At 47.7% G+C, this 24,866-nt stretch carries 35 protein-coding genes and 1 pseudogene; 1 reads left to right on the forward strand and 35 read right to left on the reverse strand.

Annotation, left to right across the window (positions count from 1 at the left end):
• Positions 1-33 precede the first annotated feature (33 nt).
• Positions 34-1,941, forward strand: coding sequence for a SurA N-terminal domain-containing protein (locus DPQ22_RS07630; RefSeq protein ID WP_150214705.1), 1,908 nt, complete (start codon positions 34-36; stop codon positions 1,939-1,941).
• A 140-nt stretch (positions 1,942-2,081) separates the two neighbouring features.
• Here the strand turns inward: DPQ22_RS07630 and DPQ22_RS07635 are convergent, their stop codons facing one another.
• The 35 genes and pseudogenes from DPQ22_RS07635 to rpsJ all read right to left on the reverse strand — a co-directional run bounded on the left by DPQ22_RS07635 (position 2,082) and on the right by rpsJ (position 24,736).
• A complete protein-coding gene (locus tag DPQ22_RS07635; RefSeq protein WP_190323184.1) occupies positions 2,082-3,026 on the reverse strand; it encodes a phytoene/squalene synthase family protein in 945 nt (314 codons plus the stop codon).
• 1 nt (position 3,027) lies between these two features.
• Positions 3,028-3,414, reverse strand: coding sequence for an Mth938-like domain-containing protein (locus DPQ22_RS07640; RefSeq protein ID WP_150214709.1), 387 nt, complete (start codon positions 3,412-3,414; stop codon positions 3,028-3,030).
• 204 nt (positions 3,415-3,618) lie between these two features.
• The gene (gene yajC / locus DPQ22_RS07645) at positions 3,619-3,957 is read right to left on the reverse strand and encodes a preprotein translocase subunit YajC (protein ID WP_150214711.1); all 339 of its coding nucleotides are present in this window, start codon (positions 3,955-3,957) and stop codon (positions 3,619-3,621) included.
• Between the two features lie 225 nt (positions 3,958-4,182).
• Positions 4,183-4,584 (reverse strand): hypothetical protein, encoded by a 402-nt coding sequence (locus DPQ22_RS07650; RefSeq protein WP_150214713.1) that lies wholly within the window; start codon positions 4,582-4,584, stop codon positions 4,183-4,185.
• Between the two features lie 96 nt (positions 4,585-4,680).
• Entirely contained in the window at positions 4,681-5,973 is a 1,293-nt protein-coding gene (locus tag DPQ22_RS07655) for a M23 family metallopeptidase (RefSeq protein ID WP_150214715.1), read from the reverse strand.
• Positions 5,974-6,412: 439 nt separating this feature from the next.
• Positions 6,413-7,498: a recombinase RecA gene (recA, locus tag DPQ22_RS07660; protein ID WP_150214717.1), complete on the reverse strand. Its 1,086-nt coding sequence runs from the start codon at positions 7,496-7,498 to the stop codon at positions 6,413-6,415.
• A gap of 215 nt (positions 7,499-7,713) precedes the next feature.
• A pseudogene (locus DPQ22_RS07665) lies at positions 7,714-8,379 on the reverse strand (OmpA family protein).
• Positions 8,380-8,438: 59 nt separating this feature from the next.
• The gene (locus DPQ22_RS07670; RefSeq protein ID WP_150214719.1) at positions 8,439-9,800 is read right to left on the reverse strand and encodes a replication-associated recombination protein A; all 1,362 of its coding nucleotides are present in this window, start codon (positions 9,798-9,800) and stop codon (positions 8,439-8,441) included.
• A gap of 391 nt (positions 9,801-10,191) precedes the next feature.
• Positions 10,192-10,620, reverse strand: coding sequence for a 50S ribosomal protein L17 (gene rplQ / locus DPQ22_RS07675; RefSeq protein ID WP_150214721.1), 429 nt, complete (start codon positions 10,618-10,620; stop codon positions 10,192-10,194).
• Between the two features lie 49 nt (positions 10,621-10,669).
• Positions 10,670-11,683 carry a DNA-directed RNA polymerase subunit alpha gene (locus DPQ22_RS07680; protein WP_150214723.1) on the reverse strand — a complete coding sequence of 338 codons (1,014 nt, stop codon included), beginning with the start codon at positions 11,681-11,683 and terminating at the stop codon, positions 10,670-10,672.
• 80 nt (positions 11,684-11,763) lie between these two features.
• A complete protein-coding gene (gene rpsK, locus DPQ22_RS07685) occupies positions 11,764-12,153 on the reverse strand; it encodes a 30S ribosomal protein S11 (protein ID WP_150214725.1) in 390 nt (129 codons plus the stop codon).
• A gap of 146 nt (positions 12,154-12,299) precedes the next feature.
• A complete protein-coding gene (rpsM, locus tag DPQ22_RS07690; RefSeq protein WP_150214726.1) occupies positions 12,300-12,668 on the reverse strand; it encodes a 30S ribosomal protein S13 in 369 nt (122 codons plus the stop codon).
• 170 nt (positions 12,669-12,838) lie between these two features.
• The gene (locus DPQ22_RS07695; RefSeq protein ID WP_150214728.1) at positions 12,839-13,420 is read right to left on the reverse strand and encodes an adenylate kinase; all 582 of its coding nucleotides are present in this window, start codon (positions 13,418-13,420) and stop codon (positions 12,839-12,841) included.
• Positions 13,417-14,751 carry a preprotein translocase subunit SecY gene (gene secY / locus DPQ22_RS07700; RefSeq protein ID WP_150214730.1) on the reverse strand — a complete coding sequence of 445 codons (1,335 nt, stop codon included), beginning with the start codon at positions 14,749-14,751 and terminating at the stop codon, positions 13,417-13,419. Before secY ends, DPQ22_RS07695 begins: the two co-directional genes overlap by 4 nt.
• Before the next feature lie 267 nt (positions 14,752-15,018).
• Positions 15,019-15,495, reverse strand: coding sequence for a 50S ribosomal protein L15 (rplO, locus tag DPQ22_RS07705; RefSeq protein WP_150214733.1), 477 nt, complete (start codon positions 15,493-15,495; stop codon positions 15,019-15,021).
• Between the two features lie 77 nt (positions 15,496-15,572).
• Complete coding sequence (rpmD, locus tag DPQ22_RS07710) at positions 15,573-15,773, reverse strand: 50S ribosomal protein L30 (RefSeq protein WP_150214735.1); 201 nt, start codon at positions 15,771-15,773, stop codon at positions 15,573-15,575.
• 28 nt (positions 15,774-15,801) lie between these two features.
• Positions 15,802-16,347: a 30S ribosomal protein S5 gene (rpsE, locus tag DPQ22_RS07715; RefSeq protein WP_150214737.1), complete on the reverse strand. Its 546-nt coding sequence runs from the start codon at positions 16,345-16,347 to the stop codon at positions 15,802-15,804.
• 86 nt (positions 16,348-16,433) lie between these two features.
• A complete protein-coding gene (gene rplR, locus DPQ22_RS07720; protein ID WP_150214739.1) occupies positions 16,434-16,796 on the reverse strand; it encodes a 50S ribosomal protein L18 in 363 nt (120 codons plus the stop codon).
• A gap of 12 nt (positions 16,797-16,808) precedes the next feature.
• Positions 16,809-17,342: a 50S ribosomal protein L6 gene (gene rplF, locus DPQ22_RS07725; RefSeq protein WP_150214741.1), complete on the reverse strand. Its 534-nt coding sequence runs from the start codon at positions 17,340-17,342 to the stop codon at positions 16,809-16,811.
• A gap of 110 nt (positions 17,343-17,452) precedes the next feature.
• Complete coding sequence (gene rpsH / locus DPQ22_RS07730; RefSeq protein ID WP_150214743.1) at positions 17,453-17,851, reverse strand: 30S ribosomal protein S8; 399 nt, start codon at positions 17,849-17,851, stop codon at positions 17,453-17,455.
• 12 nt (positions 17,852-17,863) lie between these two features.
• On the reverse strand, positions 17,864-18,169 hold the full coding sequence (gene rpsN / locus DPQ22_RS07735; RefSeq protein WP_150214745.1) for a 30S ribosomal protein S14: 306 nt from the start codon (positions 18,167-18,169) through the stop codon (positions 17,864-17,866).
• 24 nt (positions 18,170-18,193) lie between these two features.
• Positions 18,194-18,751 carry a 50S ribosomal protein L5 gene (gene rplE / locus DPQ22_RS07740; RefSeq protein ID WP_150214872.1) on the reverse strand — a complete coding sequence of 186 codons (558 nt, stop codon included), beginning with the start codon at positions 18,749-18,751 and terminating at the stop codon, positions 18,194-18,196.
• Positions 18,744-19,058, reverse strand: coding sequence for a 50S ribosomal protein L24 (gene rplX / locus DPQ22_RS07745; protein ID WP_150214747.1), 315 nt, complete (start codon positions 19,056-19,058; stop codon positions 18,744-18,746). Before rplX ends, rplE begins: the two co-directional genes overlap by 8 nt.
• A gap of 10 nt (positions 19,059-19,068) precedes the next feature.
• Positions 19,069-19,437, reverse strand: coding sequence for a 50S ribosomal protein L14 (rplN, locus tag DPQ22_RS07750; protein ID WP_150214749.1), 369 nt, complete (start codon positions 19,435-19,437; stop codon positions 19,069-19,071).
• A gap of 150 nt (positions 19,438-19,587) precedes the next feature.
• Entirely contained in the window at positions 19,588-19,827 is a 240-nt protein-coding gene (rpsQ, locus tag DPQ22_RS07755; RefSeq protein WP_150214752.1) for a 30S ribosomal protein S17, read from the reverse strand.
• A gap of 10 nt (positions 19,828-19,837) precedes the next feature.
• Positions 19,838-20,038, reverse strand: a complete 201-nt coding sequence (gene rpmC / locus DPQ22_RS07760; RefSeq protein ID WP_150214874.1) for a 50S ribosomal protein L29 — start codon at positions 20,036-20,038, stop codon at positions 19,838-19,840.
• A gap of 11 nt (positions 20,039-20,049) precedes the next feature.
• Positions 20,050-20,463, reverse strand: coding sequence for a 50S ribosomal protein L16 (gene rplP, locus DPQ22_RS07765; RefSeq protein ID WP_150214753.1), 414 nt, complete (start codon positions 20,461-20,463; stop codon positions 20,050-20,052).
• A gap of 35 nt (positions 20,464-20,498) precedes the next feature.
• Positions 20,499-21,209: a 30S ribosomal protein S3 gene (gene rpsC, locus DPQ22_RS07770; protein ID WP_150214755.1), complete on the reverse strand. Its 711-nt coding sequence runs from the start codon at positions 21,207-21,209 to the stop codon at positions 20,499-20,501.
• Positions 21,209-21,598 (reverse strand): 50S ribosomal protein L22, encoded by a 390-nt coding sequence (gene rplV / locus DPQ22_RS07775; RefSeq protein ID WP_150214756.1) that lies wholly within the window; start codon positions 21,596-21,598, stop codon positions 21,209-21,211. The genes rpsC and rplV overlap by 1 nt, the downstream gene beginning before the upstream one ends.
• A gap of 2 nt (positions 21,599-21,600) precedes the next feature.
• Positions 21,601-21,879 carry a 30S ribosomal protein S19 gene (gene rpsS, locus DPQ22_RS07780; protein ID WP_150214759.1) on the reverse strand — a complete coding sequence of 93 codons (279 nt, stop codon included), beginning with the start codon at positions 21,877-21,879 and terminating at the stop codon, positions 21,601-21,603.
• 14 nt (positions 21,880-21,893) lie between these two features.
• Entirely contained in the window at positions 21,894-22,727 is an 834-nt protein-coding gene (gene rplB, locus DPQ22_RS07785) for a 50S ribosomal protein L2 (RefSeq protein WP_150214761.1), read from the reverse strand.
• A gap of 21 nt (positions 22,728-22,748) precedes the next feature.
• Complete coding sequence (locus tag DPQ22_RS07790) at positions 22,749-23,042, reverse strand: 50S ribosomal protein L23 (protein WP_150214763.1); 294 nt, start codon at positions 23,040-23,042, stop codon at positions 22,749-22,751.
• Positions 23,039-23,659, reverse strand: a complete 621-nt coding sequence (rplD, locus tag DPQ22_RS07795) for a 50S ribosomal protein L4 (protein WP_150214765.1) — start codon at positions 23,657-23,659, stop codon at positions 23,039-23,041. The genes DPQ22_RS07790 and rplD overlap by 4 nt, the downstream gene beginning before the upstream one ends.
• Positions 23,659-24,402 carry a 50S ribosomal protein L3 gene (gene rplC, locus DPQ22_RS07800; protein WP_150214768.1) on the reverse strand — a complete coding sequence of 248 codons (744 nt, stop codon included), beginning with the start codon at positions 24,400-24,402 and terminating at the stop codon, positions 23,659-23,661. The genes rplD and rplC overlap by 1 nt, the downstream gene beginning before the upstream one ends.
• A gap of 25 nt (positions 24,403-24,427) precedes the next feature.
• Positions 24,428-24,736 (reverse strand): 30S ribosomal protein S10, encoded by a 309-nt coding sequence (gene rpsJ / locus DPQ22_RS07805; RefSeq protein ID WP_150214770.1) that lies wholly within the window; start codon positions 24,734-24,736, stop codon positions 24,428-24,430.
• Between the last annotated feature and the right edge of the window lie 130 nt (positions 24,737-24,866).

Here is a 24,866-nt window from a genome sequence, read left to right on the forward strand (position 1 = left end):
GCTTAATTTCTGCAAAGAATAAACGGGGTTATTATGCTGGATCAACTACGCTCTGCCGTTAATTCATGGCCGGCCAAAATATTACTGTGTCTTGTCCTGCTCAGTTTTATCGCCTGGGGCGGGCAAAGCGCTTTTCAGGCAGGCGGTGATGATACGCTGATGGCGACAAAGGACAGGTCAGTCAGCGCCTCTGCCTATGATCTGGCCCTGCGCAATGAGGTTTTACGTTTATCCATGCGTATCGGCCGGTATTTGACGCCTGACGAAATCCGGCGCCTTGGCCTGGAGCAGGCGGTTTTCCGCGGACTTTATGACAATCTTGTGCTGGATACTGAGGCCGGGCAGATGAAGCTCGGCCTGTCGGATAAGAATATTGCCGCTTTACTGGGGAAAGATCCGCTTTTTAGCGGTGCGGACGGCAAATTTGACCTTGGCGCCTTTAATTTCTATTTACAAAATTTGCGGGTAAAGCGTGATGATTTTCTTGATAATTTTTATGTGAAAGGCGCCTTGCGCAGCCAGCTTGTCGCCACTTTGCAAGAAGGGCTTGATGCGCCTGACACATTTTACCGGGCTTTGGCTCTGTATCAGCTGCAAACGCGCAATGTGGATTATGTCGAACTGACAGCCGCTGCTATTGGCGCCGGCGCTGCGCCTGAGGCGGAGAGCCTGGCCAACTGGTTCAAGGCCAATAGCGAACAATTTAAAACCCCTGAATACCGGCAAATCAGCTATATCAGCCTGTCGGCGCCGGATATTGCCGGCACAGATAGTATTGATGACGCGGCTGTTGCTGCTTATTACAGCACACATAAAAATTCTTATCTGGCAAGCCCGGAAAAACGCAGTTTTGATCTTATCCGCTTTGCCGATAAAAAATCGGCCGACTCTGCTTATGCCGCTATAGAAACAGCGATAAAAAACGGCCGGGAGCCGGCTCAGGCTTTTGCTGCCTATGCTGAGCAGCCGGCAAATAAAAGCGAGCATAAAGAAGCAGTTGCCCAGGCAGATTTGCCGGCTTTGCTTGGCGCAGAAGTTTTTGCTCTGCCGCGGGGGACAGTGAGCGCCGTTATTGATGATCTGCGAGGCCCGGTTCTGGTTTATGTGCAGCAGATTGAGGCGGCCAGGCCAAAAGCCCTGGCCGCTGTCAGCGCCCAGATCCGCCAGGATATTGCGCAGAAAAACGCCGCCGCGGCCTTGCCGGATTATCGCAAAAAAATTGAAGATGCCCGCTTTGACGGTATCAGTTTAAAAGATATTGCCGCACAATATAATTTGCCTCTGCATTTTGTCACCCTGGACGAAAGTGGCAATAACCCGCAGGGACAGGCTGTCGATTTTCCACAAAAGACTGCCTTACTGCCCAATATTTTTGCGGCGGCAGAAAATATTGATGCCGATCCGCTCAATTTAAATAATGGGGGTTACCTCTGGTATAATATTGACAAAATTATCCCGCCGCGCCAGCCTGCTTTAAATGAGGTAAAGGCTCAGGTCACTGCCGCATGGCAGCAGGAACAACAGCAGCAAAAACTGGATAATCAGGCCACAGAACTGGCCAAAGCCTTGAATAAAGGGGAGAATTTTGCCGAGTTGGCCAGGCGGAATAAGTTAACGCTTTATCATAGAGATAATTTGCGCCGCAATCCGGTTGATGAAAAACTCGGTCAGGCGGCAATATCTGCCATATTTTCCGTAGTTAAAGGCGAAAGCGGCCTGACTATTGGAGCAAACGATAATAGCCGCCTTGTTTTCCGCGTTAATGCCGTCACTGAGCCGCAAAATGCAAGCCGCAATTTGCTTTCGGCTGAAGAACAGGCCAATATTTCGGCGCGTTCAGCGCTGGATTTTCTTAATCTTTATATTGCCGCCCAGGCTTTGCAAACACCGGTTCGCATCAATAAAACTGTCTATGACAGGCTTATGCAGGCGCAGGAGTGATGATTGTCACTCAAACGGCCTGTTTGATTATTGCTGCTCTATATCGCCGCCTCGCAGCGGTGAAGATAAAAGGCACGACTTACGGCAAAAATCACTTTGATAAGTGCGGGATACAGCAAAACTCTAACAAAAATTATAAATCAGAACCGGTTGAAAAAAGCAGCGCGGCTGATTTTCGCCTGTTTACATAAAGGGGAGATGATAATCGGCGTAGTAAAAACGGCTTCCTGCTGCTTTTCCGCCTGCTTGATGGAAGCGGGCAAAACCGCCAAAGGCAAAAAAGCCGGGCGAAAACCGGCAGGCAATAATTTTTGCGCCGGGATAAAAGCCTTATAATGCTCATGAAACCAGGCGAAAATTGCCGCAATCGCAATTTTGCGCTTTTCTATAATAATCTTATGCCGTTTTGTCGGATTTTCTGCCGGATCCTGCCTCACTACACTATTCCGTAAGCTTTGCTCATCTGCCCCCACGCTCGCCAAAATATCAGCGGGAATATAGATTTTTCCTTGCCGCTGAGTGCGCGGCAAATGCCGTATAAGTGCGGCCAGACCTTGAGCTATACCGCCATGCCGGCAGGTTTTGTCAGCTAAATCGCCTGTTTCTCCTTGCAAAATCCTACAGGCCAGTTGTAAAACCGTGCCATAAAGCGCAGTGCAATAAGTCTCCAAAGCTGCGCGGCTCGGCATAATATCATGATATAAATCGAAACGCGCCGCTTCACAAAGGCACAAAAAATCTGCCGGCGGCAGATTATACCGGTTAATTGCCGCTGTCACTGCCGCAATCACCGGATTTTGCGGCGCCATTACCGGCAAAGTTTTAACCGAATTTTGTTCTTTCTCTGCAATATGTTGTGTGTCTTTCTTAAGGGCCTCTATCAGGCTGTCACGCCACCATTGCAGCCGCATTTCCCCCAATAACGGCTCTTGCACCTGCTCGCCAATATGCAAAATTTCCAGATGAAAGGCATAAAGCGCCGCCAAAGCTCCCCTTTTAGCCGGGGGAGCAAAAAGAACGGCGAAATATAATTCATAAGCACGGCTGCGTAACAGTTGCAAACAATAAGTTTCAGCCGCCTTCATACTATTCCACCGCATAAAGAGCGGCAGCCACAGCGCGCCCTTCACTTAATAAAATATTCAGGCTGCGCGCGGCTGCCCCAGTAGTCATAATTTCAGCAGCAATATTATGAGCTTGTAATATTTGCATAATTTGCGGTGCCGGTGATCTCATTACTGTGCCGGTGCCGATAAATAAAATTTCTATAGTGGCGGCTTCCTGTAATATACGCGCCAAATCCTTACTATCCGGCACATTTGCCTGCGGCTGCCAGCCATATATACCCGAAGGCAAGCATAAAATAGAGCCGCGATGCGACATATCGGCGAACCGAAAACCGCCATTACCATAAGCTTCAACCGGCGCCCGGCCGGGAAAATGCGCTTTCCGTATTTCTATACCGCCGGCCATAGGCCTGCCTCCTGCAATTTCCGGCACGAGCCTCAGCCAGTAAGGTTGAAAGCCCCGGATAACAGGGCTTTATTCCAGTTTACAAATCCCGGTAAAGGCGGCATTTCCTTTAGCTGCGCCCCGCTCTTTACCGCAACAAAGCTTACAAATATCAACAGCAGGAGGCAGATCAAAATGCAGTCTCACCTGGCCTCAAAAGGCTGATTATGCTTTGGCGGATTCGGCAGTTTCACCCTTGGAGCGCACGGCCGATAAAGTGCCGCGAATAATGCGCACCCGCACATTTTCGGCAATTTCTACATCAATTTCACCATTATCATCGTAAACTTTGCTGACTTTGCCGACAATACCGCCGCTGGTCACCACTATATCGCCGCGGCGCACCGCATTAACCATGGCTTTATGCTTCGCCATTTGCGCGCGCTGCGGGCGAATAATCAAAAAATACATAATAACGAAAATCAAAACCAGAGGGATAAACATGCCCACCCCTTCCGGCAGCCCCCCCCCTGCGGCAGCATAAGCAGGCGCGATAAACGACATTCCAAACTCCTTATAGAGGCAAAATTTTGCGGCAAGCGCGCAAATAATATATCAGATAATAATATCTGCCCGACAGCGCCGTCAACCGGCCGGATCTTACCCGGTTTCACACAATTACATTTTTATCTAACACAAATTTATCTTTTGGCAAACTCTTTCTACCGCAATTTTATGTCACTGTCTTAAATATCTCAGGTAGAAATAATCATAATATAATTGCTTCTTTTAGCCGTGAATTTTTATATCCAGATAGCTATGCAGCATTTTCACAACATATATAGCTGTATCGGCTCTTATATCTGTTTCTTCTACCAAAACATCATTTAAATAACTATATTGTACTTTGTCTGTTGCACGAATTTTGAGCCCAATCGCGCCCACGCGATATAAAAGCGCAAAAATACATTGCAAGAATTTCTCTTTATCTGCCTTTTCTTCCCTTATACGCCTGATAATAGCGCTTTTTCCGGCGCCGCTTCTCCCTTGCAAGACATATTTATATTCCCTTTTATCCAAAATTTCTGTCCAGGCACCGCTATCGATAAAACATTCCTGTAATAAATCATCATCTTCTGCGGCATTTTTACCAACACGTATATCGTGCGTAATAATATGATTATTGCCCATACACCAATCTCCCTGTCTTATCGACAAAGATATAGGCGCAAAAAAAAGAGCCTTCCATCAAGAAAGCCCTTTTAGACTCAAAATATAAAGGAGAAGCTATAATTGACCGGCCGGAGACAAATATTTCATTGGATTAACCGGGGAAGAATTTTTGCGCACTTCAAAATGCAATTTCGCGACAGAGGCATTGCCTGAGCTGCCGGATAAAGCAATATCTTCATCGCGTTCCACTTGTTGGCCGCGCTGCACCAGCAGCTTGCTGTTGTGGCCGTAAACGGTCACTATATTGTCATCATGGCGAATCAGAATTGTATTGCCGAATTCCTTTAAACCGTCACCGGCATAAATAACAATACCTTTATCGGCAGCCTTCACTTTCGTGCCTTCAGGCACGGCAATATCTATACCGTCATTGGTGCTGGTGCCGGTGCGCTGGCCATAAGAACTGATAATATTGCCTTTGACCGGCCACAGCATAGCCGCCGCAGTTTCTGCTTTTTTATTTTTATCTGTACCAGCGCTCGCCTCGGCCGGCACTGTAGCGCTGCTCGTTTGTGTACCGGTAAGTGTCGCGGCCTTGCCACTATTTGCAGCAGTGTCGACACTAGCAGCAGTCGCCGTGTCACTGCCTGCTTTTACGGCTTCTTTGCCAGGATTATCACTTTGCCCTACCGGCTTTATAGTATTTTCTGCCGTGTTTTCTGCCGGCCTGGCCGCATTGCCGCCATTTGTTGCCTCGCTCTCATCGGCCTGAGCTGCTTCTTGCAGCGGAGCAATCGGCTCCGATACAGGTGTGGGAATATTATGGCTGATTTTGCCTGTTGCAGCCGGTTTATCAGCCGCGGCAGCAATCGCTGCCGTGCCGCCGGCAATAGTCAATTTCTGACCAATAAGGATTTTATCACTATCCAAAGCATTATCGCGCTTAATAGCCGCCACAGTCACATTATGGCGCCGGGCAATGCCGGTTAAATTATCACCTGCCTGAACAGTATAAACTGCCTTGCGGGCAGAGAGCGCCGCCGCGCCGGCCGCTGTCGCATTGCTTTTTTTGTCGGCAAATTGCTGAGTGGCGGAATGTTGCGCCATGTCACGCGTGGAAAAATCATCACCGGTTTCAGACTCATTCTCTGTCATTACAACAGTGTCAGCGGGCGGCGCCAATGTATCACTTTCCACTTTGCCATAGGCATTTTTTTGCGGCGCCGGCGGGTAAGCTTCATTCGCTTTATTTTGAGCTTTATTGGCAGAAGAGGCAGAGGATTTTGTAAGACCGTCAGTAAAACGGGAAAAATCAGAACTACAGCCTGTTAACACCCCCGCTATGAGTAAAACGGCAACGCCGCTTTTATAAAGACAAGATACCCTGTTAAACTGCTTTAAACTCATCTCAAACTTCACCCGTGACAAAAATACGCTATAGATGCGGCTATTAAATCACGGCATTGTTACTTGAATGTTAAAATTTGGCCTATTGCTTTGCAGGAAATAAAAAGATTCACAGCGCATTGCAGCCGGAGAAATATTTTCAAAATATGAGACTAAAATACAGGCCGGGCGGCAGGGCCTTGCCGCTAAAATCTGCAGCTCTGCGGTAAAGGCAGAAGGGGAGTCTTTAGCCGAAACCCTTCCGCAAAAAGACAAGGAGAAAAAGAAAAAAGCAAGAAAAACAGGGCGATCACAAAATAGATTGCTATTGCAAGCCGTGACCCCAAGAGAAATTTACGGCCGCCTGAAGGCAAGAAGCAAAATTACAAAAACCCACCACCCCGTTTTCATAAAACCACGCGCCAAAGACACCGGAAATATATTGGCAGCAGCAAATACCTCAACCCGCAAGATTCTCTGCCGTTTCATCTTCTTCCCCGGTATTTTCCAGAAATTTATCAGCAATCAGGCCGGCATTTTGCCGCAAGGCCAGCTCAATTTCCTGAGCAATATTAGCATTTTCCCGCAAATATTGCTTGGCATTTTCTCGCCCCTGCCCCAAACGCTGCGAATTATAAGAAAACCAGGCGCCCGCTTTTTCGACAATACCGGCCTTCACCCCCAAATCAATCAATTCACCGACATGAGAGACACCTTCACCATACATAATATCAAACTCAACCTGTTTGAAAGGCGGCGCCAATTTGTTTTTGACGACTTTTACCCGTGTCTGATTCCCCACCACTTCATCACGATCTTTCAACGCCCCAATACGGCGAATATCCAAACGGACAGAAGCATAAAATTTCAACGCATTGCCGCCGGTCGTTGTTTCAGGCGAACCAAACATAACGCCAATTTTCATGCGGATTTGATTGATGAAAATAACCATGCAGTTTGAGCGGGAAATAGAGGCTGTCAGCTTGCGCAAAGCCTGGCTCATCAGCCGCGCCTGCAAACCGGGCAAAGCATCACCCATTTCACCTTCAATTTCCGCCCGCGGCACCAGAGCCGCCACGGAATCAATAACCAAAACGTCCATCGCGCCCGAACGCACCAAAGTATCAGTAATTTCCAGCGCCTGCTCCCCTGTGTCAGGCTGTGAAATCAGCAAATTATCCAGATCTACGCCCAATTTGCGCGCATAAACAGGATCAAGAGCATGTTCGGCATCAACAAAAGCGCAAGTACCGCCGCGCTTTTGCGCTTCGGCAATAGTGTGCAAGGCCAAAGTCGTTTTGCCCGAGCTTTCAGGCCCGTAAATTTCAACAATCCGCCCTTTGGGCAAACCGCCAACCCCCAGAGCAATATCCAATGACAGCGACCCGGTCGGTATAGTCTCAATTTCCACCACATTTTCATTATGCCCCAGACGCATAATGGAACCTTTGCCGAAAGCACGCTCAATTTGTGACAGAGCAGCCTCTAAAGCTTTCGATTTGTCCATTTTTTTATCCTCAGCAGGCCGCAAGGTGTTTTGAATCATAGCGTTAATTCCATATTCCGCTCACCTGACGGCGCGAACGCTCTTTGTGCCTGAATACATAAAGAAGCCCGCCGGGCATTGTTCTCAAAAGCCCGTAATACTCCGGTCGCGGCTGTTTATATCTGCCTGTTATGTTCTGTATTGACAAGAAGATAAAAAGTTTTCCACCGAAATCCTCTCATTTTTCGCTCGCGCGCAATCAGGCTGCGGCCGGGCTAACCGGCCCGCAACGGCGAAATCTGAATTTCGACACGGCGATTTTGTGCCAGCCCGGCCCTCGCCGGCATTGCCGGTTACAGTATTGCCGGCGCCATAATCGATAAGTGACAAACGGCGTTTATCTATGCTCTGAGACTCTGAGATATTGCGCCGCGGAAGCTGCGCGGCATTCTGACAAAGCCTGATTATAAGCAGCAGCGCCGGTGGAATCCGTATAGCTGAAAACATCAATCAGAGATTTATTGTATTTTTCAACACTGGCGCCACAGAATCAAGCCGGCGGTAAAATTGCACCTTGATAGAATCCTGATTTGCGTTGAAGGCGACAGTACTCGGCATATTTAAAATAATATGATCGCCGTTCCAGGCAACCAAAACACCGCTGCCTTACAGTTGCGTCCGCAATTCCATCTTTTGTCTATCCATATACTGACCGGCAAGACCGTCTGTCAATGCCCCGGGAGCGGCACCAATCAAAACAGCATTGCGCCGCGCATTATATGAGCTGCCAGCCAGTAATCTGCCAAAGCACCGCTACCGGCACCCAGAGCCGCGCCCTTGGCAGTGTTGGAAATTTTGCTTTCCCCTGTAATAAGGATTGGTTATCATGCACCCCGCGGCAAACCGGCAGCCATCACAGCGATACAGAATTTTTTCAGCATTCCCCCAGCTTTGTGCTACCGGGGCCCCCGCCGGTTTTAAAATCTGCCGGCAAAAACTGCTAATCCGCTTTTGTCTGCTTACGGCGCCTGCTATCCCACCATTCCAGCCTTTTGGCAATTTCTTTTTCAAAGCCGCGCGGAGCCGGTTGATAATAATTTTGTCTTTCCATGCTTTCAGGAAAATAATTCTGCCCGGAAAAAGCCTCCGGCTCATCATGATCATAGCGATAATTTTTGCCGTAACCCTGATTTTTCATGAATTGTGTCGGCGCATTTAAAACATGCTTAGGCGGCAGCAAAGAGCCATTATCACGCGCACTGCGCATGGCATTTTTATGCGCCAGATAAACAGCATTGGATTTCGGCGCGCAGGCCAGATAAAGGCAGGCTTCGGTCAAGGCCAGCTCTCCTTCCGGCGAACCGAGATAATAATAAGCATCTTTGGCGGCATTGGCAATAATCAAAGCCTGCGGATCCGCCAGACCAATATCTTCTACCGCCATACGCACCAGGCGCCGCCCAATATAAAGTGGATCCTCACCGGCATCAAACATGCGCGCCAGATAATAAAGCGCCGCATCGGCATCTGAACCGCGCACGGATTTATGCAAAGCGGAAATCAGATTATAATGGCCGTCCTGATTTTTATCATAAACAGGGGCGCGTCTTTGCAAAATTACCTGTATCTGTTCCGCAGTTAATATTTCACCCGGCCGGGCGGCGCGTTCCACTTCCTCCGCCAGGCTTAAAACAGCGCGCGCATCGCCATCTGCCAGGCGGATTAAAACGGCACGCGCCTCTTTATCCAGCGGCAGTTTTTTGCCCTGCCGCTCCTCCGCCCGCGCCAGCAAAAGCTCCAGGCTTGTTTCATCATGACGGTGAAAATTCAGAACGCGAGCGCGTGATAATAGCGCCGTATTCAAGGCAAAAGACGGATTTTCTGTTGTTGCTCCAATCAAAATAATTGTTCCATCTTCCATAACCGGTAAAAAACTATCCTGCTGCGTGCGGTTAAAGCGGTGAATTTCATCGACAAATAATAATGTGCCGCGGCCTGTGGCCGTATATTGGGCTTTGGCGCGCTCGAATAATTTTTTAAGCTCAGCCACACCGGAAAAAACAGCGGATATTTGAGCAAATTCCAGCACCGTATTTTTTGCCAATAAGCGCGCTATTGTTGTTTTACCGCTTCCCGGCGGCCCCCAGAAAATCATTGAGCCGGGCGCTCCCCCTGCCAATAGGCGCGTTAACACACCGTTTTCACCAGTCAAATGTTCTTGTCCGCTCACTTCAGCCAGGCTTTGCGGCCGCATTCTATCCGCCAGCGGCCTGTCTTGCCGGGTGCTGCCGGTTTCAGATCCAGGCAAATTATCCTCCCGCTTCGGCTTTTGCCTCTCATCAGTTGAAAATAAATCTGCCATTAGTCTGTTGCCCGTTATACAAGTTTATAATTTTCTTCCCGCGATTAACGCCTACTTCAAAGCCCCAAGCCCCTTATAATAAAAGCACCATATGGTCAGGCCTCACAACTGAGTTTCCGGCTTTCCATAATATTGGCGGCAAGGCCGGCTACAAAATGGATTCCGTTGCTCTTGATTATATAATAAAGCCCATTTTTTCAAAAACACAGTCTATCTGTTGCGACAAATTTCATAAAGCAGAATTCCGGCACAGAATTCGTATAATAGACCATATTTCCGGCTATAGTCAGATAAAATAGCCGATTAAAGACAGAGATACAGTGACTATAATAGCAAAAACCCGCTCCCCTCCAGGAAGCGGGTTTTCATATTCGGCAAAATAATTGCGGAACTAGGCTGCCTCATTTTCTTTGGCTTTAACCGCTTCAACACGCTTGCGGTCGGCAATACCCTTTGCCTCATTATCGCGTTCCACAAATTCAATAACCGCCATAGGTGCATTATCGCCCTGACGAAAACCAGCTTTCATAATGCGCAAATAGCCACCATTACGGCCGAGATAACGCGGCGCAATAATATCAAAAAGGCGCGTGACATGTTTGGCATCGCGCAAGGCGGCAATAGCGCGGCGGCGCGCATGCAAGCCGCCCCGTTTGCCCAAAGTCACCAGTTTCTCAATGATCGGGCGAATTTCCCTGGCTTTAGGCAGAGTCGTCATAATCTGCTCATGCTCAATGAGAGAAGCAGCCATATTGGAAAACATGGCCTTACGATGGCTGGCTGTCCGGTTAAGCTTGCGACCTGATTTACCGTGGCGCATAAGCTATCTCCTTTACTACATTTGGGTTGCCGACAAGCAAAACCCCAGGTTAATACTGATCTTCATAACGCTTGGCAAGATCGTCAATATTCTCAGGCGGCCAAGCGGGAATTTCCATACCCAGATGCAGCCCCATTGAAGCCAGAACTTCCTTGATTTCATTCAGGGATTTACGGCCGAAATTCGGTGTCCGCAACATTTCCGCTTCAGTTTTTTGAATGAGATCGCCAATATAAACAATATTATCATTTTTCAGGCAGTTGGCTGAGCGAACCGAAAGCTCAAGCTCATCTACTTTCTTGAGCAAAGCCGGGTTAAACGACAATTCCGAAACCTGCTCTGCCGGGCTGTCTTTTTGCGGCTCTTCAAAATTGACAAAAACAGAAAGCTGATCCTGCAAGATACGCGCGGCAAAAGCAACCGCATCTTCACCGCTGACAGCACCATTTGTTTCAACTGTCAAAATCAGCTTGTCATAATCCAGCACCTGCCCTTCACGCGTATTTTCCACTTTATAGGAAACCTTGCGCACAGGCGAATAAAGGCTGTCAACAGGAATAAAGCCGATAACCGCATCTTCACCGCGGTTACGCTCCGCCGGCACATAGCCCTTGCCGCTGCCTATGGTAAACTCCATACGAATTTCCGCGCCTTCATCAAGCGAGCAGAGAATATGATCCGGATTCAAAATTTCAACATCATTAACTGTCTGAATATCACCGGCAGTTACGGTGCAAGGGCCCTCTTTGCGAAGAGTCAAGCGTTTTGTGCCGTCACCTTCCATACGCAGAGCTATCTCCTTAATGTTCAGGATTATATCCATAACATCTTCGCGTATACCGGGAATGGAAGAGAATTCATGCAAAACGCCGTCAATCTGCACAGCCACCACCGCAGCCCCGCGCAAAGATGACAATAATACACGGCGCAACGCATTACCCAGCGTCAGGCCGAAACCACGCTCCAGCGGCTCGGCTATTACAGTCACTTTATCAGGGGAACCATGCGTCCGAAAATTGACTTTATTCGGCTTAATCAGTTCTTGCCAGTTTTTTTGAATCATAATAATATCCTGTTCTTTGACTACACCACCATTCAATCGTGAAATGCAGCACGAACTCCGGATAAACCCGGATATAAAAACTAAACGCGGCGTCTTTTACGCGGACGGCAGCCATTATGCGGAATAGGCGTTACATCGCGAATAGAAGTAATGGTGAAGCCCGCCGCCTGCAGTGCCCGAAGCGCCGATTCGCGCCCCGAACCCGGCCCGCAAACCTCAACCTCCAAAGAGCGCATGCCGTGTTCCTGCGCTTTCTTGGCGCAATCTTCGGCGGCAATTTGCGCCGCAAAAGGCGTTGATTTACGCGATCCTTTAAAACCCTGCGCCCCGGCTGAAGACCATGCAACGGCATTGCCCTGCGCATCGGTAATAGTAATCATTGTATTGTTAAATGTAGAATTAACATGCGCCACGCCTGATACGATATTTTTACGCTCACGCCGACGAATACGCGTCGCTTCTTTCGCCACAATCTTTCTCCGATCTCAACACTGCCGTTTTCCCGGCAGCTCCACCCTGAAATTTTCTTAAAGAGTAATCTTCAGGAAAATATCATTACAAGAACAAAAGCCCACCCGCCGGAAAACCCCGACAGACCTGCCTTACAAATTCATTTTTATTTTTTCTTGCCGGCAATAGCTTTCGCCGGCCCTTTGCGCGTCCGCGCATTTGTATGCGTCCGCTGACCGCGAACCGGCAATGACCGGCGATGACGCAGGCCGCGATAACACCCAAGATCCATCAAACGCTTAATATTCATAGAGACTTCACGCCGCAAATCACCTTCAACACGGTAATCGCGATCAATCGTCTCACGAATTTGCAGAACTTCCGCATCTGTCAGTTCATTCACGCGGCGCTCGGCCGGAATACGAACTTTATCAACAATTTCCTGGGCAAATTTTGCCCCTATCCCGTGAATATATTGAAGCGCGATAATAACACGCTTATTTGTCGGGATATTGACGCCAGCAATACGAGCCACGTCTGTCCTCCTTATTTGTTTGACACTGCCATTACGCGCAAATTACAAAAACGACCAGGAAGACATAACCCGATCACATTACGAACACGAAGCCAGCCGTCTTTGGCCTATTTATGGACAAAAGTCAAGCTATTTCATATAATTTGCAGCTATTTATTCTTCATAAATCATCAAGCCTCAAGAATGGCAGCAATTTCGGCCGTAACAACAGCAATATCCGCCATACCGTCCACTTCTCTTAATTGCCTTTGCTCACGATAATATTCCGATAAAGGCAAAGTTTTCCTTTTATATTCCGCCAGACGTTTGGCAAAAGATTCAGGATTATCGTCCGCACGCACCATTCCCCCTTGCGCCAGAGTTTCAGCGGCACGTTTTTTCATTCGATTCAGCAGAGCTGTCTCATCAGCCTTAATTTCTATCACTGCATCTAAAGCTATATTTTTATCACTCAAAACCTGCTGCAAAGCCTGCGCCTGTGCCACAGTTCGCGGATAACCATCAAGGATAAAGCCTTTTTGGCAATCATATGCGTCAAGACGGTCAAAAACAATCCGATTAACTATGTCATCAGGAACCAAAGCGCCATTCTTTATCAGATTTTGCGCCTTTTTTCCCGTTTCCGTTCCTGCAGCTACCGCAGCACGCAACATATCGCCGGTAGAGAGCTGCGGAACAGCATATTTACCGGCAAGAATTGCCGACTGAGTTCCTTTGCCTGCACCCGGTGCCCCCAACAAAACAAGCCTCATCTATTTCGCTTCCCCCCACGTAATCTGGATTTCCGAATCAATCCCTCATATTGGTGAGCTACCAAATGCCCCTGTATCTGCGATACCGTATCCAGAGTAACGGTCACCACAATCAGTAGGGAGGTTCCTCCCAAAGCCAGAGAAACTTTGGTGGCAGAAACAATAAATTCAGGCAAAAGACAAACCAGGACAATATAAACAGCCCCAACAGCCGTGACCCGCGTTAAAACATAATCTATATACTCGGCAGTCCGCTCCCCCGGGCGAATCCCCGGAATAAAACCACCATGCTTTTTAAGTTGATCGGCAGTATCTTTCGGATTAAAAACAATAGCCGTATAAAAAAAGCAGAAAAATACCATTAAAGCAGCATAAAGCAGCATATAAAACGGCTGCCCATGCCCTAAAGCATTGACCAGATTTTCAGCCCATTGCGGCATATTGGCAGAAAAACCGCGAATTGTTGCCGGCAAAAGCAGCAGAGAAGAGGCAAAAATAGGCGGAATAACGCCCGCCGTATTCAATTTTAACGGCAAATGCGATGTGTCGCCCTGAAACATGCGATTCCCAACCTGCCGCTTGGGGTATTGAATTAAAATACGGCGTTGTGCTCGTTCCATAAAGACAATGGCAGCGATAACGGCGACAGCAAAAACAAAAATACCGACGACAAATAATGGAGAAAGCTGACCCTTGCTGCTTTGATCCAGTAATTGATAAACAGCAGTAGGGAGACCGGCGACAATGCCGGAAAAAATAATCAATGAAATACCGTTACCAATGCCGCGCGAGGTAATTTGCTCACCCAGCCACATCAGAAACATTGTCCCGCCAAGCAGAGTTATAACCGTAGTAAATCGGAAAAACCAGCCGGGCTCGGTTACAATGCCGCGCGCCGATTCCAGCCCTATACTAATGCCGTAGGCCTGTATAACCGCCAATAAAACCGTGCCGTAACGTGTATATTGGTTAATAATTTTACGCCCGGACTCACCTTCTTTTTTCAAAGCTTCCAAAGAAGGCACAACCGAAGTCAAAAGCTGGATAATAATAGAGGCGGAAATATAAGGCATAATGCCCAGGGCAAAAATCGCCATGCGGCTGACGGAACCGCCGGAAAAGACATCGAACATGCCCAACATTCCCGAAGAATGCGCCTCAAAAGCCCGGCGCAGATTCTCGGCGTCAATGCCGGGCATGGGAATATATGTCCCCAGACGACAAATTAACAAAACGCCCAAAGTAAACCAAAGGCGCTTTTTCAGATCACTTGCCCGTGAAAAAGCCGAAAAATTCAAATTTGAGGCGAGTTGCTCAGCGGCAGAAGCCATCACTTTCCTCCGATTTAAGGTTTAACGGCAATAAACCGGTAAAACAGGCATAGATCTATCGATACAGAACAGAATTCCACCAATGCGAGAATTGCGATCCAGCTAAAACTGCGTATTACACACTGAAAAGAGTGAAAACTGATTATAGTCGAGCGAGAATTTTAGTAAAGCCACAATTTCCCCCAATATAGCCTGGATACCAGCCTCTCCCTCCTGGCAGCCAGCACGGGAATTAAGGCACAAAACCTAAACCCCCGATTCAGTATTTTACTGCTGTGGCACGGCTTTATCTAAAATCTTAACAACACCGCCCAATTCTTCAACTTTGGCAATAGCAGCTTTAGAAGCACCTGCAATTTCAAAATTTATTTTAACCTTCAACGCGCCATCACCAAGCAGTCGAACACCGTCTTTCAAAGACGAGATAATGCCCGCTTTCTCTAAAAGCTCAGCCGTCACAACGTCCTCCGCTGCTATTTTACCGGCATCAACAGCTTTCTGAACACGATCAAGCGAAATAATATTAAATTTCCGGGCGAAAATATTTGTAAAGCCACGCTTGGGCAAACGGCGATAAATCGGCATCTGGCCGCCTTCAAAACCGTTAACAGCGACACCTGAACGCGACTTTTGGCCTTTAACACCACGCCCGCCGGTTTTACCGTTACCTGAACCGATACCTCGACCAACGCGTTTGCGAGCCTTTGTAGCTCCCTCCAAATCGCGCAACTGATTAAGTTTCATAAATTATCTCCCGCATTTCCTGCAATATTCCGGGGAATAAATACCCGGTAGCCCTGACATGTTCCGAATAGCAATTATCACTCAATAATTCGAACCAAATGCCTGACTTTCGCAATCATACCGCGGACAGAAGGCGTATCCTCCAAAATCCTGCGGCGGTGCATTTTATTTAATCCAAGGCCGATCAATGTTGCCCGCTGATCTGCAGGGCGCCGAATTGCGCTGCCTGTTTGCTCAACAGTCACAGTCCCCGCCGTTTGCGCTTTTTTTTCAGCCATGTCTCAATCCTTTTACACTTAGGAAGAATTATTCTTCAGTTCCGATAAGATGTTGACGGCGCGCCTGCAATACGGAATATTTAATACCCCGCTGCGCTGAAACAGCTTTCGGATGTAACTGACGCTTTAACGCATCAAATGTCGCACGAACCATATTATATGGATTCGACGAACCAAGTGATTTGGCAACAACATCTTGCACGCCAAGCGTTTCAAAAACAGCACGCATGGAGCCGCCGGCAATAATACCGGTACCGGCAGGAGCAGAACGCAGCAAAACACGACCGGCTCCATGCCGACCTTCAATATCGTGATGCAAAGTTCGCCCCGAATGAAGCGGAACATAAATCATTTCATGCTTGGCTGCTTCAGTAGCCTTACGAATTGCTTCCGGCACTTCACGTGCTTTTCCGTGACCAAAACCGACACGGCCTTTTTGATCGCCGACAACAACCAAAGCAGCGAAACCAAAACGACGACCGCCTTTAACCACCTTAGCCACACGGTTAATATGAACGAGCTTATCGACAAACTCACTCTCCCGCTCTTCTTTATGACGCTCTTTTTGTGCCATTACCTCATTCCTTTTTCTTTTCCGGTAGCACTTAACTCAAATAAAGCAGAAATTCCGCTATTATATTTCACATTCAGGGCGAAATATCAGAATTGCAATCCCGCCTCACGCGCAGCCTCAGCCAACGCCTTGATACGACCATGATAAATATAAGCACCGCGGTCAAAAACAACAAAGCGCACACCTGCCTCGAGAGCGCGTTCAGCAACTAATTTGCCGATAGCAGCAGCGGCAACGCAATCTGAGCCGCCTTTCAATGCTTTTCTGGTGTCTCTCTCAGCTGTAGAGGCCGAAACAAGTGTCACACCTTTAGCATCATCAATGAGCTGAGCATAAATATTCTGATTAGAACGATATATGCTCAATCTCACGCGGCCATTTGCCAGCTTTTTGAGGCGATGGCGCACGCGCATTGCCCGTTTTTGCAAAATTTCCTTCCGCGAAGCCATAGCAGAAATCCCTTATTTCTTTTTACCTTCTTTGCGGACAATATGCTCACCCGCATAACGAATACCTTTACCTTTATAAGGCTCAGGGCCGCGATATTCACGAATCTCAGCGGCGACCTGCCCGACACGCTGCAAATTTATACCGGAAACAATAATTTCCGTAGGTTTCGGTACAGTAACATTGATACCTTCGGGCACCTGGTAAAGCACTTCATGGCTGAAACCAAGAGAGAGCTGCAAATTTTTACCTTGCATAGCAGCACGATAACCGACACCGCTGATTTCAAGCTTTTTCTCACAACCGTCTTTAACACCGGCGATAATATTAGAAATCATAGTCCGCGCCATTCCCCATTTGGAACGCGCATCTTTTGTCTGATTTCGCGGCGATACAGTAACCGCATTATCTTCAAGCGCAACAAGAATTTCATCATTTACGACAAAATGCAGTTCCCCTTTGCCGCTTTTCGCTGTTACCAGCCGGTCTTTAACCTCCACGGTAACACCCGCAGGAACCGGAATTGGTCTTTTCCCAATACGAGACATTAATTTAATCCGTCTATTCTTAAGCGGCCTTCAATAAAATCAGCCTGTTTCAAAAACCCGGAAACAAGTAAAGTTTCAACCAACTTACATCAGCCCCAGAACACTCAAACTCAAAAAATCCGACAAAGCAGCTCACCGCCTACATTCTGCTCGCGAGCCTCGTGATCTGCCATCACACCTTTAGGTGTAGAAAGAACCGAGATACCCAGCCCATTAGCAACATGCGGAATAGATTTCACCGATACATAAACACGCCGCCCCGGCCTTGATATACGTGCAATTTCACGAATAACCGGCATATTTTCATAATATTTCAGTTCAATCTCAATTTCCGACTTGCCATTACCAAAATCAGTCTGACTGAAACTGCGAATATAACCTTCCGCCTGCAAAACTTCCAAAACATGCACACGCAACTTGGAAGCGGGCGTCACAACCTTCATTTTACGGCGACTTATCGCATTACGAATACGAGTCAGCATATCGCCAAGAGGATCTGAAACAGACATATTTACCTCTCCTTACCAGCTTGACTTTATAAGACCCGGAACACAACCGAGAGAACCCAGTTCCCGCAGAGCAATACGGGACATTTTTAACTTGCGATAATAAGCGCGCGGACGTCCGCTCACTTCACAGCGATTGCGGATACGACTCCTGGCCGAGTTACGCGGCAATTCCGCCAGGCGAATAGAAGCTTTAAACCTTTCGTCCAAAGGCAAAGACTGATCCATAACAATCGCCTTCAACCGCATACGGCGATTTGCATATTCCTTCGCCAGATTCTGACGATGCTTATTTTTTTGTACGGCACTTACCTTGGCCATTTTTACACCTCGCTACGCTTGCCGTTACGCCCGAAACGGAAAATTAAAGCCGCGCAATAATTCACGCGCCTCATTATCAGTTGCGGCTGTCGTACAAACGATAATATCCATACCCCAAATCTGATCAACTTTATCATAATTGACCTCAGGAAACACAATATGCTCTTTTAAGCCCATCGCAAAATTACCGCGACCGTCAAAGCTCTTTGGATTAAGACCGCGAAAATCGCGGACGCGGGGCAAAGCAATAGTAACCAGACGATCCAAAAATTCATACATGCGATCGCGGCGCAATGTCACCTTGGCTCCGATCGGCATAGATTCACGAACCTTGAAGCCGGCAACAGAATTACGCGCATGCGTCACAATAGCTTTTTGGCCGGCAATCAAAGCCAAATCCTCGGCCGCACGACCAGGCTTCTTCGAATCCAGAACCGCCTCACCAATCCCCATATTGATCACAATTTTATCAATACGCGGAACTTGCATATTGTTTTTATAATTAAATTTCTCAAGGAGAGACTTACGCACAATATTGTCATAATGCTTTTTTAAGCGCGGCTCAATTTTTGTTTCAACCATCAATCGACTCTCCCGAACGCTTGGCTACACGAACTTTCTTGCCGTCTGCTTCAACACGGAAACCGATTCGTGTCGGCTTCCCGTCTTTTGGATCGGCAATGGCCAGATTTGACACATGAATAGGAGCTTCTTTCACAATAATGCCGGCTTCCTGACTCTGCGTCTGACGCTGATGGCGCTTCACCATATTAAGGCCTTGAACCAAAGCATTTTGATCTTTTGGATTAACCTTAACGACTTCGCCGGTTTTTCCTTTATCTTTGCCGGCCAGAACAATAATTTTATCGCCTTTACGAATTTTCTGCATCACATGTTCCTCACAAAACTTCAGGAGCGAGCGAAATAATCTTCATGTGATTTTTAGCACGCAACTCACGCGGAACCGGACCAAAAATACGCGTACCGATCGGCTCTTTTTTATTATCAATAAGGACAGCAGCATTTTTGTCAAACCGGATAACGCTGCCGTCCGGCCGACACACATCTTTGGCGGTGCGCACCACAACCGCCTTCATCACATCGCCTTTTTTCACACGCCCCCTGGGTATAGCTTCCTTCACTGAAACGACAATAATATCGCCGATAGAAGCATATTTCCGCTTGGAACCGCCCAAAACCTTGATGCACATAACACGACGGGCGCCTGAATTATCAGCGACGTCAAGGTTCGTTTGCATCTGTATCATGACTGGCTGCCTTCTTTTATCCCGCTATTCAAATGCCTTTGCCACATTTGAATATACATGTCAAACCATGATCTAAACATTTCATATTTTCAATAAAGCTTCGAGACCCAACAAATCCGAAATTTATCAAAAATATCTATGCCTGCTCCATTATACTGCATTATCAGAAACGACAATCCAGTGTTTATCTTTTGAAATCGGTGCCGTTTCCTGGATAGCAACAGCGTCACCAATCTTGAATTTATTGTGCTCATCATGCGCTTTATATTTTTTGGACTGACGAACCGTTTTTTGCAAAAGAGGGTGAGAATAACGGCGTTCCACTTTTACGACAACAGTCTTATTACTCTTATCGCTGACAACAACGCCATGCAAAATACGTTTAGGCATAATAATTCCTTCAAGCCTGACTTTTACCCGCAATTTCGCGGGTGATAGTCTTAATACGCGCAATATCACGGCGAACCTGCTTAATGCGCATTGTCTTTTCCAACTGACCCGTAGCTTTCTGAAAGCGCAAATTAAACTGCTCTTTTTTCAAACCGGCCAATTCTTCACTCAACTGATCAGGCGTTTTTGCCCGTATATCGGAGGCTTTCATCATTTATCCCTTTACTCAGCAATACGCTGGATAAAACGCGTTTTAACCGGGAGTTTCGCCGCTCCCAAACGAAGAGCCTCACGCGCTATATCTTCTGAAACACCGTCAAGCTCAAACATAATACGCCCGGGAGCAACACGAGCAGCCCAATATTCGACACTGCCCTTACCTTTACCCATACGAACCTCTGTAGGCTTTGCCGTCACCGGAAGATCTGGGAAAATGCGAATCCATACACGACCGGCGCGTTTCATATGCCGCGTAATAGCACGGCGGGCAGCCTCAATCTGACGCGCAGTAACGCGTTCCGGCTCGAGCGCTTTCAAACCGAAAGCACCGAAATTAAGCTCCGTCCCACCTTTCGCATTACCGTGAATACGACCCTTAAACTGTTTGCGGAACTTTGTGCGCTTAGGCTGCAACATTGTTCTCTCTCCAAAAAACTCTTAATCCAACATTATCAGGCTGTTTCGTGGCGGCGACCTGAAAAATTTCCCTGATTATCGCTTTCTTGCGCCCGACGCTCCGAAGCCATCGGATCATGCTCAAGAATTTCACCTTTAAACACCCAAACTTTAACACCGCAAATCCCATAAGCAGTTTTTGCTGCTGCAGTAGCATAGTCAACATCGGCGCGTAAAGTATGAAGCGGCACCCGCCCTTCACGATACCATTCCATACGAGCAATTTCTGCTCCGCCCAGGCGACCTGAACAATTGATACGAATACCCTCTGCCCCCAGGCGCATGGCCGATTGAACCGCCCGTTTCATGGCACGGCGAAAAGCAACGCGGCGCTCCAATTGCTGCGCAATGGATTGCGCTATTAAAGCGGCATCAATTTCAGGCTTACGAATCTCCACAATATTCAAAGACGCATCTGATTTGGTCATAGCGGCGAGATCACGGCGCAAACGGTCAATATCCGCTCCTTTTTTGCCGATAATCAGACCAGGACGAGCCGAATAAATAGTAACCCGGCATTTCTTATGCGGACGTTCAATAACGACTTTGGCGATACCGGCAGCTTTCAATTTATCCATCAGATAATTGCGAATCAGCAAATCTTCATGCAAGAGGCGGCCATATTCACCTGTATCGGCATACCAGCGAGAATTCCACGTGCGGTTGACACCAAGACGCAATCCAACAGGATTTATCTTCTGACCCATTATGCACTCTCCTCTTTTCCAGCCGCTTCACGAACAATTACAGTAAGATGAGAAAACGGCCTCTCAACACGACTGGCCCGCCCGCGACCACGAACATGAAACCTCTTCATGACCATGGATTTACCCACATAAGCCTCTGCCACAATCAAAGAATCCACGTCCAGATCATGATTATTTTCTGCATTGGCAATAGCCGATTCCAGAGTTTTTTTAACGGTTGCAGAAATACGTTTGCGCGAAAATGTGAGATCCGCCAGAGCATTATCAACCTTTTTGCCGCGTATCATGGCAGCAACCAGGTTAAGCTTTTGCGGGCTGACGCGAATTGTACGCGCAACAGCTTTTGCCTCATTATCTTTTAGCTGGCGCGAAGCCTTGGCTTTGCCCATTATTATTTCCTTTTCGCTTTTTTATCCGCACCATGGCCGTAATACGTCCGGGTTGGAGCAAATTCACCAAATTTATGGCCAATCATTTCCTCTGTAATTGAAACAGGCACATGCTTGCTTCCATTATAAACACCGAAAGTCAGTCCGACAAATTGCGGCAATATAGTGGAACGTCTGCTCCACATTTTAATTATTTCATTTCTGCCGCCTGTGCGTACCTTCTCAGCTTTTTTGAGAATATAGCCATCGACAAACGGTCCTTTCCATACTGAACGAGCCACTTCAGACTACCTCTCTATTTTTTGCGCTGATGACGCGAGCGCATAATGAATTTATCCGTTGCCTTATTGGCACGGGTTTTTTTGCCTTTTGTCGGCTTACCCCAAGGAGAAACCGGGTGACGACCGCCCGATGTGCGTCCTTCACCGCCACCATGCGGGTGATCAACAGGATTCATGGCAACACCGCGAACATGCGGACGCCTGCCGCGCCAGCGCGAACGCCCGGCCTTACCATCGTTAGTATTGGCATGATCCGTATTGGATACGGCACCAATTGTCGCGAAACACTCAACCGGAACCAATCTCTGTTCACCGGAATTAAGCCGAAGTATAGCCATTCCCCGATCGCGACCGACAAATTGCGCATAAGCACCTGCCGAACGAGCAATCTGACCGCCTTTTTTAGGTTTCAACTCAATATTATGCACAATAGAGCCAACCGGCATGGCATTGAGCGGCATAGCATTGCCCGGCTTGACATCAACGCTTGCCCCAGCCGTAACCGAGTCACCCACAGCCAAACGCTGCGGCGCCAGAATATAGCTCAATTCACCATCTTCATAGCGAATAAGGGCGATAAAAGCCGTCCTGTTAGGGTCATATTCAATGCGCTCAACCTTGGCGGAAACACCATGTTTAAAGCGCTTAAAGTCAATAATACGATAAGAACGCTTGCAACCGCCGCCGCGAAAACGCACAGTAACACGACCGGCATTATTGCGACCGCCCTTGGAAGCAAGCCCACATGTTAAAGACTTTACCGGCTTTCCTTTATAAAGGCCTGATCGATCAACAATAACAAGCTGACGCTGACCGGGCGTGGTTGGATTAAAATGCTTAAGCGCCATTTCTACCTACTCCACCACAACTCAAATAGCGGCCGAAAGATCAATTGACTGCCCATCAGCCAATGTAACGACCGCTTTTTTCACATTATTCTGCCGACCGATAAAACCTTTAAAGCGCTTCATCTTACCTTTGCGTATAAGAGTATTGACAGCTTTAACCTTAACGGCAAATAAAGCTTCAACCGCAGCCTTGATCTCCGGTTTTGTCGCCCGCTCGGCCACTTTAAAAACCATCTGATTATTATCGGAAACCATAGTAGATTTCTCGGTAATAACCGGACTTATAATAATATCATAATGGCGAATATCTATCATTTGAACCTCTCCTCAAGAGCTTCAACGGCGGCTCTTGAAAGAATCAGCTTGCCGCGACGCAAAATATCATAAACATTGGCTCCCCGCACCGAGAGAATATCTATATTCGGAATATTAAGCGCAGCCTGCTTGAAAGCGGGACTAATATCCGCTCCATCAATAAAGAGCGCATTACCAATATTCAATTTTGTCAAAGCTGAAGCCAGAATCTTCGTCTTACCTTCTGCAATATTGAATTCATCAATAATAAGCAAGTCTTTTACTCGAGCTTTAACAGAAAGTGCATGACGCAGACCCAAAGCACGGAATTTTTTCGGTAAATCGTGAATATGATTACGCGATACCGGCCCATGCGCCTTGCCGCCGCCGCGGAATTGCGGCGCCCTGGCTGAAGAGTGCCGGGCGCGCCCCGTGCCTTTTTGTTTATACATTTTGGCGCCGGTGCGTGCCACATCGGCACGTGTCTGAGACTGATGCGTTCCCTGCTGACGACGAGCCAGTTGCCAACGCACAACGCGCTGCAAAATATCTTCTCTCGGCTCCAGACCGAAAATAAATTCGGAAAGCTGCAATTTGCCCGCCTCTTTGCCGTCAAATGTATTGATTATTATATCCATTATTCGGCTCCCTCATCTGCGGGCGTTTCAGCAATAATCTTTTTAGCGACAACCTCTTGTCTTTCCGCAGATTTGCGCAAAGCGGCGGGCTTCGGCGCATTTTCGGGCAGGCTGTATTTCACCGCATCACGGACAAAAATCCAACTGCCCTTAGAACCCGGAACAGCCCCGCGAACAAGAATAAGACCGCGATTTACATCTGTAGAGACAATTTCAATATTTTGGGTTGTTACCCGGACATCGCCCATATGACCGGCCATTTTTTTGCCTTTAAAGACTTTGCCCGGATCCTGACGCTGGCCGGTAGAGCCATGAGCGCGATGTGTAATGGAATTACCATGCGAAGCTCTGTGCCCGCCAAAATTATGGCGCTTCATTACACCGGCAAAACCCTTACCAATGCTCGTCCCCGTTACATCAACCTTTTGCCCGGGCACAAAATGTTCCGCCGTAATTTCTACCCCGATTTCCAAAAGATTTTCGGGAGAAACGCGAAATTCCGCCAATTTTGCTTTCGGCTCCACCGAAGACGCGGCAAAATGGCCACGCAACGGCTTTGTTGTGTTTTTCGCTTTTGCCAGACCAACACCAAGCTGAACCGCCGTATAACCGTTTTTCTCAACTGTTCGTTGCGCCACAACCTGACAATTCTCCATTCGCAGAACTGTCACAGGGACATGCTCACCCGCATCATTATAAATGCGCGTCATACCCAATTTCTGTGCAATCACACCTGAACGCATCGGATTTATTCCTTCCGTTTCAAGCCTAAAGCTTAATCTCGACATCAACACCGGCAGACAGATCAAGCTTCATCAGCGCATCTACCGTTTGCGGTGTCGGATCAACAATATCAAGAAGACGCTTATGTGTGCGCATCTCAAATTGTTCACGGCTTTTCTTATCAATATGAGGCGACCGGTTAACCGTAAATTTTTCAATTCGCGTAGGCAGCGGAATAGGGCCGCGAATATCCGCGCCAGTGCGCTTGGCCGTCGACACAATTTCTTGTATTGAAGCATCGAGTATCCGATGGTCAAACGCCTTCAAACGAATTCGGATATTTTGACTGTCCATACTCTTTTATCCTCACAATTCACATAGTGACAAAACAGGCTCGGCTCAAGGCAGGGCAGCCTGTTTAGCTGCCCTGCCTTGAGCACTCAAACCTATTCTATAATCCTGGAGACTATACCCGCACCAACTG

The sequence above is a fragment of the Candidatus Tokpelaia sp. genome (genome assembly GCF_008636115.1).
In the GTDB taxonomy this organism is placed as follows: Bacteria; Pseudomonadota; Alphaproteobacteria; order Rhizobiales; family Rhizobiaceae; genus QLZD01.

What these genes read in the sequence shown, in the direction of transcription:
- DPQ22_RS07630 (WP_150214705.1), top strand. Translation starts at nt 34, where the DNA reads ATGCTGGATCAACTACGCTCTGCCGTTAATTCATGGCCGGCCAAAATA.
- DPQ22_RS07635 (WP_190323184.1), bottom strand. Translation starts at nt 3,026, where the DNA reads ATGAAGGCGGCTGAAACTTATTGTTTGCAACTGTTACGCAGCCGTGCT.
- DPQ22_RS07640 (WP_150214709.1), bottom strand. Translation starts at nt 3,414, where the DNA reads ATGGCCGGCGGTATAGAAATACGGAAAGCGCATTTTCCCGGCCGGGCG.
- yajC (WP_150214711.1), bottom strand. Translation starts at nt 3,957, where the DNA reads ATGTCGTTTATCGCGCCTGCTTATGCTGCCGCAGGGGGGGGGCTGCCG.
- DPQ22_RS07650 (WP_150214713.1), bottom strand. Translation starts at nt 4,584, where the DNA reads ATGGGCAATAATCATATTATTACGCACGATATACGTGTTGGTAAAAAT.
- DPQ22_RS07655 (WP_150214715.1), bottom strand. Translation starts at nt 5,973, where the DNA reads ATGAGTTTAAAGCAGTTTAACAGGGTATCTTGTCTTTATAAAAGCGGC.
- recA (WP_150214717.1), bottom strand. Translation starts at nt 7,498, where the DNA reads ATGATTCAAAACACCTTGCGGCCTGCTGAGGATAAAAAAATGGACAAA.
- DPQ22_RS07670 (WP_150214719.1), bottom strand. Translation starts at nt 9,800, where the DNA reads ATGGCAGATTTATTTTCAACTGATGAGAGGCAAAAGCCGAAGCGGGAG.
- rplQ (WP_150214721.1), bottom strand. Translation starts at nt 10,620, where the DNA reads ATGCGCCACGGTAAATCAGGTCGCAAGCTTAACCGGACAGCCAGCCAT.
- DPQ22_RS07680 (WP_150214723.1), bottom strand. Translation starts at nt 11,683, where the DNA reads ATGATTCAAAAAAACTGGCAAGAACTGATTAAGCCGAATAAAGTCAAT.
- DPQ22_RS07695 (WP_150214728.1), bottom strand. Translation starts at nt 13,420, where the DNA reads ATGAGGCTTGTTTTGTTGGGGGCACCGGGTGCAGGCAAAGGAACTCAG.
- secY (WP_150214730.1), bottom strand. Translation starts at nt 14,751, where the DNA reads ATGGCTTCTGCCGCTGAGCAACTCGCCTCAAATTTGAATTTTTCGGCT.
- rplO (WP_150214733.1), bottom strand. Translation starts at nt 15,495, where the DNA reads ATGAAACTTAATCAGTTGCGCGATTTGGAGGGAGCTACAAAGGCTCGC.
- rpmD (WP_150214735.1), bottom strand. Translation starts at nt 15,773, where the DNA reads ATGGCTGAAAAAAAAGCGCAAACGGCGGGGACTGTGACTGTTGAGCAA.
- rpsE (WP_150214737.1), bottom strand. Translation starts at nt 16,347, where the DNA reads ATGGCACAAAAAGAGCGTCATAAAGAAGAGCGGGAGAGTGAGTTTGTC.
- rplR (WP_150214739.1), bottom strand. Translation starts at nt 16,796, where the DNA reads ATGGCTTCGCGGAAGGAAATTTTGCAAAAACGGGCAATGCGCGTGCGC.
- rplF (WP_150214741.1), bottom strand. Translation starts at nt 17,342, where the DNA reads ATGTCTCGTATTGGGAAAAGACCAATTCCGGTTCCTGCGGGTGTTACC.
- rpsH (WP_150214743.1), bottom strand. Translation starts at nt 17,851, where the DNA reads ATGTCTGTTTCAGATCCTCTTGGCGATATGCTGACTCGTATTCGTAAT.
- rpsN (WP_150214745.1), bottom strand. Translation starts at nt 18,169, where the DNA reads ATGGCCAAGGTAAGTGCCGTACAAAAAAATAAGCATCGTCAGAATCTG.
- rplE (WP_150214872.1), bottom strand. Translation starts at nt 18,751, where the DNA reads ATGGTTGAAACAAAAATTGAGCCGCGCTTAAAAAAGCATTATGACAAT.
- rplX (WP_150214747.1), bottom strand. Translation starts at nt 19,058, where the DNA reads ATGCAGAAAATTCGTAAAGGCGATAAAATTATTGTTCTGGCCGGCAAA.
- rplN (WP_150214749.1), bottom strand. Translation starts at nt 19,437, where the DNA reads ATGATACAGATGCAAACGAACCTTGACGTCGCTGATAATTCAGGCGCC.
- rpsQ (WP_150214752.1), bottom strand. Translation starts at nt 19,827, where the DNA reads ATGCCTAAACGTATTTTGCATGGCGTTGTTGTCAGCGATAAGAGTAAT.
- rpmC (WP_150214874.1), bottom strand. Translation starts at nt 20,038, where the DNA reads ATGAAAGCCTCCGATATACGGGCAAAAACGCCTGATCAGTTGAGTGAA.
- rplP (WP_150214753.1), bottom strand. Translation starts at nt 20,463, where the DNA reads ATGTTGCAGCCTAAGCGCACAAAGTTCCGCAAACAGTTTAAGGGTCGT.
- rpsC (WP_150214755.1), bottom strand. Translation starts at nt 21,209, where the DNA reads ATGGGTCAGAAGATAAATCCTGTTGGATTGCGTCTTGGTGTCAACCGC.
- rplV (WP_150214756.1), bottom strand. Translation starts at nt 21,598, where the DNA reads ATGGGCAAAGCCAAGGCTTCGCGCCAGCTAAAAGATAATGAGGCAAAA.
- rplB (WP_150214761.1), bottom strand. Translation starts at nt 22,727, where the DNA reads ATGGCGCTTAAGCATTTTAATCCAACCACGCCCGGTCAGCGTCAGCTT.
- DPQ22_RS07790 (WP_150214763.1), bottom strand. Translation starts at nt 23,042, where the DNA reads ATGATAGATATTCGCCATTATGATATTATTATAAGTCCGGTTATTACC.
- rplD (WP_150214765.1), bottom strand. Translation starts at nt 23,659, where the DNA reads ATGGATATAATAATCAATACATTTGACGGCAAAGAGGCGGGCAAATTG.
- rplC (WP_150214768.1), bottom strand. Translation starts at nt 24,402, where the DNA reads ATGCGTTCAGGTGTGATTGCACAGAAATTGGGTATGACGCGCATTTAT.
- rpsJ (WP_150214770.1), bottom strand. Translation starts at nt 24,736, where the DNA reads ATGGACAGTCAAAATATCCGAATTCGTTTGAAGGCGTTTGACCATCGG.